Origin of the sequence: Arthrobacter sp. SW1, from assembly GCF_001766675.1 — a bacterium.
Classification (GTDB): domain Bacteria; phylum Actinomycetota; class Actinomycetes; order Actinomycetales; family Micrococcaceae; genus Arthrobacter.
In genome coordinates, this window is record NZ_MJLT01000069.1 from 35763 (window position 1) to 49148 (window position 13386).

Sequence of the window (13386 nt, forward strand, 5' to 3'; positions counted from 1 at the left end):
CTGACAGCTTAGCCGGAAGTCCTGGCATTAACCCATCCCCCAATGTCCTGGCTGGTGCCCGGCACCGCCGGGTTCTGTGGAGCGGGGCGGTCGGAAGGAGATTGTTGTTTGAGGGATCTGAATTTTTTGGGATTAGTAGTGTTAATAACCTTTGTGGAAACTGTGGATAACCCGGCCTTGCCTCGAGGATCCGCGGTTAAGCCATGTTCACGGCATGTGGGCAGCCTGGGTTTTAAACAGGGTGTGGACGTGGACAACCCCCAAGCCGTTTTTCAACGATCCACAGGCGCCTTAAGGGTTTTAAGCCCATTCACCGCGGTTCTCCCCTTAACTGTCCACAGGCTTATCCACATGCACCTGTTAATAAGGTATGTAGTGGCGGCGGAAGGCTGCCGGGACAGGCTCAGGAATCCCGTTGCTGCTGCTTGATGCGGTTGGTCAGTTCGGTGACCTGGTTGTAGATGACCCGGCGCTCGGCCATCAGTTCACGGATCTTGCGGTCCGCGTGGATCACCGTAGTGTGGTCGCGGCCGCCCAGTTCCTGCCCGATCTTCGGCAGGGACATATCGGTCAGCTCGCGGCACAGGTACATGGCGATCTGCCGGGCGGTCACCAGGGTGCGTGTGCGCGACTTGCTGCAGAGCTCCTCCATGCTGAGCTTGAAGTAGTCGGCCGTCTGCTTCAGGATCTGCTCCGCGGTGATCTCCTGGGCGCCGTCGTCGGTGATCAGGTCCTTGAGCACCATCTCGGCCAGCGCCACGTCCACCGGCTGCCGGTTGAGGCTGGCGAACGCGGTAACGCGGATCAGGGCGCCTTCGAGTTCGCGGATGTTGCTGGAGATCTTGGACGCGATGTACTCCAGGGCATCGTCCGGCGCGGACAGGCCCTCGCTCTGGGCCTTCTTCCGGAGGATCGCGATACGGGTTTCGAGTTCCGGCGGCTGGATGTCCGTCAGCAGGCCCCATTCGAAGCGGGACTTCATGCGGTCCTCGAATCCGGCCAGCTGCTTGGGCGGCAGGTCGGAGGTGATGACCACCTGCTTGTTGTTGTTGTGCAGCGCGTTGAAGGTGTGGAAGAACTCTTCGAGCGTCCGGTCCTTGCCGGCCAGGAACTGGATGTCGTCGATCAGCAGCACGTCCACGTTGCGGTACGTGGTCTTGAAGCTGGCGCCTTCGTCGTCGCGGATCGAGTTGATGAAGTCGTTGGTGAACTCTTCGGAGTTGACGTAGCGGACGCGGATTCCGCTGTAGAGCCGGCGGGCGTAGTGGCCGATCGCATGCAGCAGGTGGGTCTTCCCGAGGCCCGAGTCGCCATAGATGAACAGCGGGTTGTAGGCCTTCGCGGGCGCTTCGGCGACGGCGACGGCGGCCGCGTGCGCGAAGCGGTTCGAGGAACCGATCACGAAGGTGTCGAAGACGTACTTCGGGTTCAGGCGGCCGAATTCGTGCGAGGTGCTGGGCGGGGTCGGCTGGGGCTTCAGTTCGACAGCGTCATCGCCCGCGGCGGGGAGTTCGACGGCGGGAGCCGGCTCTTCGTGGACGGGCACCAGATCGGTGTCGACATCGATTGCGCAGCGGATGTCGTCGGAGAAGACACTGCGGAGGGCGTCGTCGAGGGCGTCCTTGACCTGGGTCTGGAGGACTTCGCGGGTCAGTTCGTTGGGGACGGCCACCAGGAGGGTGGAACCGATGAGGCCCTGTGCCTGGGCAAGGATGACGAAACCGCGCTGCCGGGGGCTGACCCGTTCGTCCTGTTCGAGCAGGCTCAGGACCCGGCGCCAGGAACTTCCGACAGTATTTGCGTGGTTGGTCTCGTCTACCGTCATCAATTGGTTCCTCTGGTCCGTGTGTGCTGTGCCTGAATTGCCGGGCAGCCGAAAGGTCCGAACCAAGGGTGGATTCCAACCGAATCCACAGGGTTATGCACAGTCCGTGGAAAATCGGCTACTGAGACACTCTAGGGGATGGATTCCCTAGAAGATAGCTGGGGTCTTGCTTGTGGATAATTACATCGTTGTGGTTCTGGAAACGGCCTTGTGAGCCACTTCATCCACAGGCTGGCGGACCGGGTTTGCCACAGCTGGGGATAGCCGGGAGAGGCCCTGCCGGTTTGACCCGTGGCGTGTTTTTGCCCTAACGTTGTGAAGTCCTATGTGTCCACTTTCGGCCACCTGTATCTCCGGCACGTCCGGGATGGGGTGGGCGCGGATGCACAAAAAACTTAGCGTCGGCCAGTTCTTCCCCTTTTGATCGGGTGGGCGCACCTTTGATCCACTGGAGTAACTAACGTGAGCAAGCGGACTTTTCAGCCGAATAACCGCCGTCGGGCCAAGAAGCACGGCTTCCGCCTTCGTATGCGCACCCGTGCCGGCCGCGCCATCCTGGCTGCCCGCCGCGCCAAGGGCCGCGTCGAGCTGTCGGCGTAAATAACTGACTCGTCGGTCAATCTTCCCCAAGCGAGTTAAGCGGTGCTTGCCACCCCCAACCGTCTGCGGACTTCCACCGACTTTTCAACAACAGTACGTTCCGGCGTCCGCAATGGACGCCGGAACTTAGTGTTATATACGGCAACTATCGCTGCCGACGAACCGAGCCGGTTCGGCTTCATTGTTTCCAAAGCCGTCGGGAACGCTGTCACCAGGAACCTCGTTAAGAGGAGACTGAGGGAAGCAGCTGCCCTGTCGCTGAAAGAGCAGCAAACAGGACTGGCTGTGGTTGTCCGGGCGCTGCCCGCGGCGGCCTCTGCGAATTGGGAACAACTGCTGGGCGATTTCAACGCAGCCCTGGCAGCAAACAGGAAGCGGCTTGGCGGAACGGCTCCGCTGCCGGTTCCGGACCATGCCGGCGGCCACACCGCCGGCACTACACAGGAAGGGACACCGCGTGCATGAGCTGAGCTCCGCCGTCGTCCGCTTCCTTGCCATAGCTTCAAGGAACATCGCTTCCGTCCTCTGGGATCTGCCCCGGAACATCCTCATCCTGCTTCTGAAGGCCTACCGCCGCGTGATTTCCCCGCTGTACGGGCAGGTCTGCCGCTTCTTTCCGTCCTGCTCCGCGTATGCGCTGGAAGCCGTGACGGTCCATGGCGCGGTCAAGGGCAGCTGGCTCGCCGCCAAACGCCTGGCACGCTGCCACCCCTGGAACGCCGGCGGCGTGGACCATGTCCCCGCCGGCCACCGCCACTGGCCCGAGGGCCGCACCCCCATGATTGTTGTACTGAACAACCCGGACCAGTTCCTGGCTGCTCAGGCTGATGAAGACGGCCGCCGGGAAGCGGCTTGAGGAAATAGGGAAAACGTATGGACTTCTTTGAAACAATCATGTTTCCGTTCAAATGGCTGGTCTCAGTCATCATGGTCGGATTCCATGAGGGTCTGAGCTTCATTGGGCTGCCGGCCGCCAACGGCTGGACCTGGACGCTGTCCATCATCGGCCTGGTGCTCGTGCTGCGTGCCGCCCTGATTCCGGTCTTCGTGAAGCAGATCAAGGCACAGCGCGGCATGCAGCTGCTGCAGCCCGACCTGAAGAAGCTGCAGGACAAGTACAAGGGCAAGACCGACCAGCTTTCCCGCCAGGCCATGGCGCAGGAACAGATGGCGCTGTACAAGAAGCACGGCACCAACCCGTTCTCGGCCTGCCTGCCGATGCTGATCCAGATGCCGTTCTTCTTTGCGCTGTTCCAGGTGCTGTCCGGCATCACGACCGCGAAGGACCAGGGCAAGGGCATCGGCGCCATGAGCCACGAACAGGTGGTTCAGTTCGACCAGTCGAGCATCTTCGGTGCGCCGCTGTCAGCTTCGCTCCTGCACGGTGGCGGCGGAAACCAGGTTGCTGTGTGGATCCTGTCGATCGTGATGATCCTGGCCATGACGGCCTCGCAGTTCATCACCCAGAAGCAGATCATGGCCAAGAACATGTCCGAAGAGGCCATGGCCAGCCCCTTCATGCGCCAGCAGAAGATGATGCTCTACATCCTGCCGATCGTCTTCGGCGTGGGTGGCATCAACTTCCCGATCGGTGTGCTCATCTACTGGACTACCACCAACCTGTGGACCATGGGCCAGCAGTTCTTCGTGATCCGCCGCATGCCGACGCCGGGGTCCCCCGCAGCGAAGGCCCTCGCCGAACGCCGCGCCGCCAAGGGCCTGCCCGCCCTGCCGATCCTGGGTGGCAAGAAGGACGAGGAAGCCGCTCCGGCCGAGCCTGAGAAGCCCAAGGGACAGCGTGTCCAGCCCCAACGCAAGAACAGGAAGAAGAAGTAATGTCGGTCGATAGCACTGAAGAAACGAAGGCTGAAAGCGTGAACGAAGAGCTGTCCACCGAACCCCAGGCATCGCAGGACGAGAAACCAGCTGGCAAGGGAAACGCAGCGAGCCGGCTCGAAGAAGAGGGCGACGTCGCTGCCGACTACCTCGAAGAGCTCCTGGATATCGCCGACATCGACGGTGACATCGACATCGAGGTGCGTAACGGCCGCACCTACATCTCCATCGCTGCCGAGGAAGCATCCGAAGGCCTCGAAAGCCTGGTCGGCCGCGACGGCGAAGTCCTGGAAGCACTCCAGGAACTTGCCCGGCTGTCGGTCCTTTCCGCCACGGAGAACCGCTCCCGCCTGGTGCTGGACATCAACGGCTACCGCAAGGACCGCGCCGGCGAACTGCAGCAGATCGCCGAGGACGCCGTCGCGAAGGTCAAGGAAAGCGGCGCCGCCGTGGCACTTGAACCGATGAGCGCCTACGAACGCAAAATCGTCCACGACGCCGTTGCCGATCTCGGGTTCGTTTCCGAGTCCGAAGGCGAGGGCGCCAACCGCCACATCGTGGTGACGGCCGACTAGCGGATCATGGCGGAAATTACTGCAGCAGAACAGAAGGCCGCGGAGAAGATCTTCGGTGACCGCCTGGACCTCGCCCGCCGGTATGTGGAGCACCTCGAGACCTCCGGGATCGAGCGCGGACTGATCGGTCCGCGGGAAGTTCCCCGCCTGTGGGGCCGGCACGTGCTCAACTGCGCGGTCATCGAATCTGAGATTGCCCAGGGAAGCCATGTGGCTGACGTCGGATCCGGCGCCGGCCTGCCTGGCCTTTGCCTGGCGATTGCCCGCCCCGACCTTGAGCTCACCTTGATTGAGCCGCTTGAGCGGCGCGTCATCTGGCTGCAGGAAGTGGTGGACGACCTCGGGCTTGGGAACGTCATTGTGATGCGTACCCGTGCAGAGCTGGCCGTTGGCCTGGTGAACGCCGACGTCGTGACGGCCCGCGCGGTGTCCGCCCTGAGCAAGCTCGCTCCGCTTACCATTCCGTTGCTGGATGGAAAGGGCGAGCTGGTGGCCATCAAGGGCCGCAGCGCCGAGGAGGAAATCGAGAAGGCTGCCAAGGTGATCAAGAAGCTCGGTGGCGTGGAAACCAGCGTTGTGGTGTGCGGTGCGGAGTTGCTTGAAGAGCCCACCACGGTGGTGAAGGTGGTCGTCGACAAGCCGCGGAAGTCCGTCTAGCACTGCGGATCCTTTCAGCGCTGTGTCCGGCGTGTCCCAAGCAGAGCCGTTAGGCTAGAGAAGGCAGCCAGCGCCGAATGAGAGTGAGTGTGTGACAGTGGCCAGTAGCGAAACCTCCACGCAGCGGATTCCCCCGTTTGTCTCCTTGGGGTCCGCACGTGCAGCCTCTGCGCCCTCACCAATGGGTGCTTTTGAGCAGACGAGCACGAATATGGTTGATAACTCGACGGTTTCACGTGAAACAACCGCAAGCGGTGGAGGGAATGTGATGGACTCGATCGACGATTCCAGCCCCATTGCCCGCCAGCTGGCCAATGAGACCCGCCGCCGTGAGCGCCTGCTGGGGCGCGAGCTGCCCAAACCGCAGAAGACCCGCATCTTCACGGTGTCCAACCAGAAGGGCGGCGTCGGCAAGACGACCACCACGGTCAACCTTGCCGCGGCCCTGGCATCCGCCGGGTTGAATGTCCTGGTGATCGACATCGATCCGCAGGGCAACGCCTCCACCGCGCTTGGTATTGAACACCACGCCGACGTCGACAGCATCTACGACGTCCTCATCAATGACCTGCCGCTCGGTGACGTCGTGGCCCCGTGCCCGGATGTGCCGAACCTGATCTGCGCTCCCGCCACCATCCACCTCGCCGGCGCCGAGATCGAGTTGGTTTCCCTCGTGGCGCGCGAACAGCGGCTGCGCCGTGCGATCGACGTCTACGCCAAGGAACGCGAAAAGAACGGCGAGGGCCGGCTCGACTACATCTTCATTGACTGCCCGCCGAGCCTTGGCCTTCTCACGGTCAACGCCTTCTGCGCGGCCAGCGAGGTACTGATTCCGATCCAGTGCGAGTACTACGCTCTGGAAGGCCTCAGCCAGCTCCTGAAGAACATCGAAATGATCCAGAAGCACCTGAACGGTGACCTGGTGGTGTCCACGATCCTGCTGACCATGTACGACGGCCGTACCAACCTGGCCGCGCAGGTCGCGTCCGAAGTGCGCGAGCATTTCCCTGAGCAGGTGCTCAGCGCCGTGGTTCCGCGCTCGGTCCGCATCTCCGAAGCGCCCAGCTACCAGCAGACAGTCATGACTTACGACTCTTCGTCCAGCGGCGCGCTGTCCTACATGGAAGCCGCAGCGGAAATCGCTGAACGCTAGACTTCTCTAAACACTGCAACAAGCCTTGGCGGGTTCTTCCCTGCCGTTCCTTTGGAGGGATAAACACATGAGCGAAAAGCGACGGGGACTGGGCAGGGGCCTTGGTGCCCTCATTCCCAGCTCGGCTTCGGCTGGTGTTGCAGGCAACGGCGCCGCCGCCTCCCGACCGGTAGACCTCTTCTTCCCGGATGCGAAGAAGGCTGCGCCTTCCGTCCCTGAAGCCGAGCCGACGACGGCGGAAGCGCCTGCTGCTCCCGCCTCCAGGCCGGCGTCGCGGACGTCCTCCAAACCGGCTGCCGCTGATTCGAAGACAAAGGCTCCTGCTGCGAAGGCTGCGCCGGCCTCAAAGACTGCCAAGACTCCTGCTGCGAAGACTCCCGCGTCGAAGCCCGCCAGGAACGCCAGCTCGAAACCCGCGGCCTCGGAAGCACCCGAGGTGGAACTCGTTGAAGTTCCGGGTGCCCGTTTTGCTGAAATCCCGGTCACGGACATTCATCCGAACCGCAAACAGCCCCGTAGTGTCTTCGACGAAGACGATATGGCGGAACTGGTTCACTCGGTCAAGGAAATCGGCGTCCTCCAGCCAATTGTTGTACGTACTTCAACCGAAAAGGGTGGAGAACCGTACGAACTTGTCATGGGTGAGCGACGGTGGCGTGCTGTGCAGGCTGCCGGCCTCGAAACCATCCCGGCGATTGTCCGTGATACGAGCGATGATGACCTCCTGCGCGACGCACTGCTGGAAAACCTGCACCGCAGCCAGCTCAACCCGCTCGAAGAGGCAGCCGCCTACCAGCAGCTCCTTGAGGACTTTGGCACCACCCACGAAGAGCTGGCGGACCGCATTGGACGTTCGCGTCCGCAGGTTTCGAACACGCTGCGCCTGCTGAAGCTTCCGCCCTTGGTCCAGCGCCGGGTTGCTGCAAATGTCCTTTCTGCCGGCCATGCCCGTGCCCTGCTTGCCCTCCCGGATGCCGCCGCCATGGAGCGCTTGGCACAGAAGATCGTCGCCGAGGGCATGTCCGTGCGGGCCACCGAGGAAGCTGTGGCTTTGTACCAGGAGCCGTCTACGCCGGCCAAGAACAACATTCCGCGCCCCAACGCCCGCCATGAGCGCCTGGACTACCTTGCTTCGTCTCTTTCTGATCGCCTGGATACCAATGTGAAGATCACGCTCGGAGCGCGTAAGGGCCGTGTGAGCATCGAGTTCGCCAGCGTTGAGGATTTGAACCGCATTATGGATGTCCTGTCCCCCGGGGCCGACGCATAGTTCTGTCGCTTTCATATGAGGCGCCTCTCCCTGCTTGGGAGGGGCGCTTCTTTGTTATTCACCATGTTTGCGGCAGCAGTGTGGGCTCAATGATGCTTCGGGACGCGCGCAACCTCCGCATCGATCGATGGGAGGGTGGCAAGGAGAAGGGCTCAGGTGGATCTGCAGCGGCAACTACTCGCCTCCGGAAGGCAGTTCAGGTCGTCTTGCTGGATCTCTACGGGCTTCTTCGTTGTTGAGCGGGTTGCGTGGCCGGCCGCTCCGTTCCTGGCGCTAGTACGTCCTTCCTTAGCTCACCCGCGTTGGGTTTTCGGCAGATGAGAGGTATTCCTTCGTACCGAGGATTCCTGGGTTGTTCTCCGTGTGGTGGGACTGCATGATTGGGTCCCCGTTCGACTATTTCCGGATTGCTGGCTCAACGGGGCTTGGTGTTGTTGGGCTGGATCCGTTCCGGTTCGTTTCGTCAGGACCGGCGGAACGGCTGTGAACTCCCGAACGTTGCTTGCTGTTCGAATGAATTGGATGGCCAACAGGGCTGGTTATGCCCTTGGAGCGCTTCTGTGTGCGCATCTTTTCGTTAGCGAAGGAATGGCGCGTTGGCTAAGGTCCCTGCGTGGAATTGTGGGTTTGAGTGCCAAGCGGCCTTCTGTCTTCTAGATAGCGCCCGAAGCGTTTTTCCTCGGGAGTCGACGTAGTTTCACGTGAAACAGACGACCGTATCGCGCCCGGCGATTCCCCTCCTGCCGGCTTTTTGACGTTCCGGAACTTCGGCAGTGCAATCGTCTTGCGAAGTAGGAGTCCAGGATGTTTCACGTGAAACTGCGTTCTTCTTTCGATTTCCCGACGCTTCATCCGTGCCATTCGCCGGTTGGGAGCGTTCCGATGCAGGCAGCAGGCTCGCTGTCGTCGTTTCACGTGAAACCATGGAGCGCATTCGGGTGGTTACGCCAACGGCCACAATCGGCACCTTGCGCGGTGCCGTGGAAAACACTCGATGGAGTGCTGACGGTGCAGACTGCACCAGCCACCCTGGGGTGATTAGTTTCCCTCGGTCAAGGAACAATGCTGCGCCGGTGGGCCGAGGCATGGACTAGCCGGCTGAGTGGCATACGGTTCGCCATCCCAGAAGAGCCGTTGCAGTAGCGAGTTGCCGCCATTCATCGCCCTGGCATGGCTAGGGATCCTGGTTTGGCGGATATTGGCTGGGTCTTACAGGCGTCCGAGCAAGCTGTGGAGCGCAGAGTGTTATCGGACCAGCGCCAGAGGTCCCAGACGGGCGTGGCTGCCTCACAGCGCCTCCTTACCCTGGCCTCTCTGTCTGTGTCTTCATAGTGCCCTGCTCCGGCCTCTACTGGCCCCTAAGGTGCGAGGCGACTCAAGCCGCGCCCGGGCCATCTACGTGGTCCCTACGCAGTTCTGCGCCCCTGGGAGGGATACACGGCTGGGGCGAGCATACAGTGATCCCAGCGCCTCATTGCCGGCTTCGATCCTCGGCAGCTTCCGAACGCATTTCAGCACGAATACACGCTGTGTTCCGGCGTGCAGATTGGAATAGTGCACTGCACGCGCACTCGCTTGGTCGTTCGAAAGCGGCCGGCACCGCTGCCTGGTATACGGTCAGCTTGGAGGGATCCTCGGCGCCGCTCATCCGTGCTGCCGCGCTCGTAGCTGCAGTCGGAGTGCGCTGCGATGTCGCAGTGCAGTTCAGGGTGACCGATTGATCAGGATCGAGCCAGCGTGTCTTGCCCGCGGCAGACTGTCGCGGGCCAGGCTCGTACGACGCGTGGATGACACCTTGGCTTGCCACATTTAGGTCCACCATTTCCTATCGCTCGCCTTGAGCGATCAGGTTGGTTGGTCCGTGCTGTGCTCCCAACGGGCCGATGTCTTGTTCCGGTCTCTGGGCGGATACGGCTGTTGAGAACAGGACGGCTGATGGTGGATAGCGTTGTGGATAACTCTGTGGACTACGCCGTCCCCTCCGGTGCCATCCGGCGGCTGCACCGACAGCTTAAGGTGCGGCTTTGAGCAGTGAGGACGCGATGCCCAATAGTGGCGATCCCTGGTTTCACGTGAAACATGCGTTGGCTCCCTCAGATAGTGCTGAATTCTGCCTGTGTTGGCGGATTTTGGTCCCGAAGGATGGCAGATTGGCCACGAACTCAACGCTTGGGACCGAGTGGCCGAGTACGGCTCACTAGTGTTGCAATGAATGGCACTTGGTCACACCGCCACATCAACTCTTAGCGCGTCGAGACACCTGTGGATTCTGTTGTGGATAACCTTGTGCATAACTGTGCCCGCGATGGTGGATAAGTCGGTGGCCGTACAGCTCGAGATCTCATGGATGCGTCCGTTCTGAGCGACGTGGTCAGATGTTTCGGCGCGTGCGTAGGGCGGACCCGACGGGATTTCGGCGTGTACTTAATGTGGCCTTCGGAAGTCTAGGGCTAGAGCGCGACAGCTCTTGGGTTGGTCGAATGGCGTCTGGTTTCGCTTCCGGCTCGATATCGTCTTGGGCATGGTCTGGGACCTATGGGGGCTCCGGAGAGATGGTTGGTAAGGCTGGTCGTAGGTTCCAGATACCGAGCCAGGCGGCCTAGTGATAGCCGGCGGTCACGGATTCAAAGCTCCTTGCTACGTGTGGTTTGCGGTTCCAGTCGAAGCGACGTAAGGGGCTCCGGCGTACGCCGCCTGCCTGGGTCCTTTCGGATGCGTTGACGGCTCCCCTGTAGTAGCGGGCCCGCATGTCCCTAGACTAGCGCGCACGTTCCTTGCCGTTGGGTGGCAGCCATGATCGTCCTAATGGGACTGACGGTGCGCGGAGCTGGATGGCGAAAAGCGCAGGCGCCCTTCCCTGCCGGGGGCTGTCCAGCTGGCTTCCGTGCAGACAGAGACCGCGGTGGCCGTCCGGTGGGATGCCCCGCGACGGCGGCGCTGGCGGCTAACGAGTCTGTACCGCCGTCCTCTGGTGGTCGGTCGGAAAGAAGGAACTACACGACTGAGCCGATGGGCGAAGCTTGTTCGGTGTGGCTCTAGCTAGGAGCCGATGGCCGTTTCACGTGAAACATCCTCGAGCGGTCGTCAATCGAAAGGGCCTCGCATTAGGCCGAGGACTTCTCGTCGCAGCTACATGTCGCAGGAGTGAGTCTGTCTGAATCCATGGACTCTGCTGAGAGAGAGGAACGGGGTGACGGAGGATTTCGAGCGAGCACAGCTAAGCATCTTCTGTTGCGGGCGGCAAGGATTGGATCGAGGCATGGCGTGGAGGTGTGGTGGACGTGGCCCCAGGTGTTGCTGTTCCTTGCAACTCACGGAGCTATAGAGCTGGGCTACTTTGAAGGGTTCACTTGCAGGCCGGAAGGAATTTGCGCGGACGACCGTGAAAACGTGGCCCTTCGCCCGCAGTGTTGTGCTGAGGCTTGAAGTGCCTCCTAGTCGTGGCCCCTCGTCCGTCCATAATCAGCCCCGTAGGCTGTTTGAAACTAGCTGAACCTTGAAGAAACAAGCCACGTGCGGGCCCCGGAGTTCTGGTTGCTGCCGGCTATCCCTGTTCAAGTTAAGGGACAGTCGTCGGCTGAATTCAGCGCGAAGGGCGAGATCTGTCGAGGAGCGCTCCTTGTTAGAGAGTAGGCCGACAGTGGATAGCTCTTCCATAGGACCGTCATAGAACTGGCGCCGGGTCGGTCGTAACCGCCTCCAAGTTGTTGCCGCATGAGTTCGGCGGCTAGAGCACGGGATAAACGTATGTGTTTCACGTGAAACACTGGTAGCAGCCTCCGAAAGGTTGGCTAGTACCACGAGCCAACACGCTCCCGGTCAGGCGGCTGTGGCCCTCGCCAGTATGTCGATGCAGGAACGGTGCAGGAGCTCCTCCATGCGGGATAGTGACGCATTCGCAGGCCAGGAAGAGTGCCAGCCGAACACAGAGCCCGGCATCTAGCGAGAGCCCGCCGTTGCATTCCTGGCTGCGCGAAGTGTTCCAGCCGCAGACAGGCTACTTATCTTCGTACCCCGCCTCAAAGGAAGTGGCCGTGGCCTGCGGGTACAGGCTGGGTCGGGCGTGGCCACACATGAGAAGTTCCGCGTGCCATTCTCTAAGGCAGCTGATCTGAGCCAGCCGCAATGTTCCGGGAATCCTGACTTTGTCCACGTATACGGATTCGGATAGGACGGATCCAGGCGCCAGTTGGTCAGGCGCTGCGCCGCTCGGAGTGCTGCGGGGAGGGGAAGGGGTCCCCGGTTGGCCTTGGAGGCCCACACGGACGCTCTGACGGCCGCCTGGATACATGAACGCCATTAGCCCGGCTTCGATGGGTCGCCTTCTTCGATGTCTTCCTTTGCTGGACGGACGTCCTGACTCGGTTCCGATTGATGTCGAGCCCGCGTGGTCTGCCATTTGGCCCGCATGTAGGGCATGGGACAGTGTGGGGATCCAACAAACAGGGCTTGAGCAGGGGGAATGTTGCTGGTCAGAGCATCGCTGGCAGATCTATTCCGAGTATGCCGTTTCCCGGAAATCCAATCTGGTGTAGGTGCGATTTGCTTCCGAATTTCAATACCTAGCTGTTTAGTGTCCTATAGCCGGCTGCGAAGTCAGAGGTGGCGCTGACAGTGCTGCAAATGTGCGGCGGGTAGGGCCGGAATCGCTGCTCTAGGCGTCAAGCGTCTTGCTTGGATGTTCGCTCCTCTGGCAGGAAGTGATCGAAGCGCTCGAGCATGGAAACTCCAATCAGATTCCGCGCCGCGGACTACGGAGGGATATCGATCTACCGTGGAGGCGAAATCCGTGCCGTGTTTCACGTGAAACACCAAGGCAAGGAAAGCCCCGCGAATGCACCCGTTGCCAGGCCCAACGAGCCCACGCAAAGGTTCACCGCACCTGGCGAATGCACGCGAGCCGCGGTGGAATGCTCCTCCGGAAACAGCGTGAAAGCGAAGCAACCCGATCCAAGGACCTTTCAGGTAAGAAACCCGCATAATGAACCCTGGATGGGCTTACTTCAATGACTTCGAACGCCGCCGCGTCCAGGAGGCCGGTGGAAAGGGCATAAAAAGGGCCGGCGGCCGCTGCTCTGGAGCAACGTCCGCCGGCCTTTGAAGCGGCTCCTGGGTACGAAAACCCGGAACTGGAAGTCCCTAGGACAGGACTGCTTCGAATTCCTTCTCGAAGAACTGCTTCGGCTTGGCGCCGATGACCGTGTTCTTCACTTCTCCCCCGCTGAAGAGGTAAACAGCCGGGATGGAGGTGATGCCGTACTGGGCAGCGATGGCCGGATTGTCGTCAACGTTCACCTTGACGACGTCTACCTTGTCACCGTACTCCACGGAGATCTCGTCCAGGATGGGTCCGAGCTTGCGGCACGGACCGCACCACTCTGCCCAGAAGTCGACGATGACCGGCTTTTCAGCCTGAAGGACATCGGTGCCGAAGCTGGCGTCAGTAACGTCTTTTGCGTTGCTCATTCTT

10 protein-coding genes are annotated in these 13386 nt (G+C 61.2%); 8 read left to right on the forward strand and 2 right to left on the reverse strand.

What is annotated here, in order from left to right:
- Window positions 1-403: 403 nt before the first annotated feature.
- Window positions 404-1825 carry a chromosomal replication initiator protein DnaA gene (gene dnaA / locus BIU82_RS18765; protein WP_070350985.1) on the reverse strand — a complete coding sequence of 474 codons (1422 nt, stop codon included), beginning with the start codon at window positions 1823-1825 and terminating at the stop codon, window positions 404-406.
- Between the two features lie 462 nt (window positions 1826-2287).
- On the opposite strand from dnaA, the gene rpmH reads away from it, so the two are divergent.
- The 8 genes from rpmH to BIU82_RS18800 all read left to right on the forward strand — a co-directional run bounded on the left by rpmH (window position 2288) and on the right by BIU82_RS18800 (window position 7916).
- Complete coding sequence (gene rpmH / locus BIU82_RS19445; protein WP_074466470.1) at window positions 2288-2425, forward strand: 50S ribosomal protein L34; 138 nt, start codon at window positions 2288-2290, stop codon at window positions 2423-2425.
- 42 nt (window positions 2426-2467) lie between these two features.
- Window positions 2468-2890 (forward strand): ribonuclease P protein component, encoded by a 423-nt coding sequence (rnpA, locus tag BIU82_RS18770; RefSeq protein WP_070350986.1) that lies wholly within the window; start codon window positions 2468-2470, stop codon window positions 2888-2890.
- Entirely contained in the window at window positions 2838-3281 is a 444-nt protein-coding gene (yidD, locus tag BIU82_RS18775; RefSeq protein ID WP_070350987.1) for a membrane protein insertion efficiency factor YidD, read from the forward strand. Before rnpA ends, yidD begins: the two co-directional genes overlap by 53 nt.
- Before the next feature lie 17 nt (window positions 3282-3298).
- Window positions 3299-4261 (forward strand): membrane protein insertase YidC, encoded by a 963-nt coding sequence (gene yidC / locus BIU82_RS18780; RefSeq protein WP_070350988.1) that lies wholly within the window; start codon window positions 3299-3301, stop codon window positions 4259-4261.
- Window positions 4261-4836 (forward strand): R3H domain-containing nucleic acid-binding protein, encoded by a 576-nt coding sequence (locus BIU82_RS18785; RefSeq protein WP_070350989.1) that lies wholly within the window; start codon window positions 4261-4263, stop codon window positions 4834-4836. Before yidC ends, BIU82_RS18785 begins: the two co-directional genes overlap by 1 nt.
- Window positions 4837-4842: 6 nt before the next feature.
- On the forward strand, window positions 4843-5493 hold the full coding sequence (gene rsmG / locus BIU82_RS18790) for a 16S rRNA (guanine(527)-N(7))-methyltransferase RsmG (protein WP_070350990.1): 651 nt from the start codon (window positions 4843-4845) through the stop codon (window positions 5491-5493).
- Window positions 5494-5590: 97 nt separating this feature from the next.
- Entirely contained in the window at window positions 5591-6646 is a 1056-nt protein-coding gene (locus tag BIU82_RS18795) for a ParA family protein (RefSeq protein ID WP_074466471.1), read from the forward strand.
- A 67-nt stretch (window positions 6647-6713) separates the two neighbouring features.
- Window positions 6714-7916, forward strand: a complete 1203-nt coding sequence (locus tag BIU82_RS18800) for a ParB/RepB/Spo0J family partition protein (protein ID WP_070350991.1) — start codon at window positions 6714-6716, stop codon at window positions 7914-7916.
- A gap of 5139 nt (window positions 7917-13055) precedes the next feature.
- Here BIU82_RS18800 and trxA read toward each other — a convergent pair.
- Window positions 13056-13382, reverse strand: coding sequence for a thioredoxin (gene trxA, locus BIU82_RS18805; RefSeq protein ID WP_070350992.1), 327 nt, complete (start codon window positions 13380-13382; stop codon window positions 13056-13058).
- Window positions 13383-13386: the final 4 nt, after the last annotated feature.

What these genes read in the sequence shown, in the direction of transcription:
- BIU82_RS18785 (WP_070350989.1), top strand. Translation starts at nt 4,261, where the DNA reads ATGTCGGTCGATAGCACTGAAGAAACGAAGGCTGAAAGCGTGAACGAA.
- rsmG (WP_070350990.1), top strand. Translation starts at nt 4,843, where the DNA reads ATGGCGGAAATTACTGCAGCAGAACAGAAGGCCGCGGAGAAGATCTTC.
- trxA (WP_070350992.1), bottom strand. Translation starts at nt 13,382, where the DNA reads ATGAGCAACGCAAAAGACGTTACTGACGCCAGCTTCGGCACCGATGTC.
- yidC (WP_070350988.1), top strand. Translation starts at nt 3,299, where the DNA reads ATGGACTTCTTTGAAACAATCATGTTTCCGTTCAAATGGCTGGTCTCA.
- BIU82_RS18800 (WP_070350991.1), top strand. Translation starts at nt 6,714, where the DNA reads ATGAGCGAAAAGCGACGGGGACTGGGCAGGGGCCTTGGTGCCCTCATT.
- yidD (WP_070350987.1), top strand. Translation starts at nt 2,838, where the DNA reads ATGCCGGCGGCCACACCGCCGGCACTACACAGGAAGGGACACCGCGTG.
- dnaA (WP_070350985.1), bottom strand. Translation starts at nt 1,825, where the DNA reads ATGACGGTAGACGAGACCAACCACGCAAATACTGTCGGAAGTTCCTGG.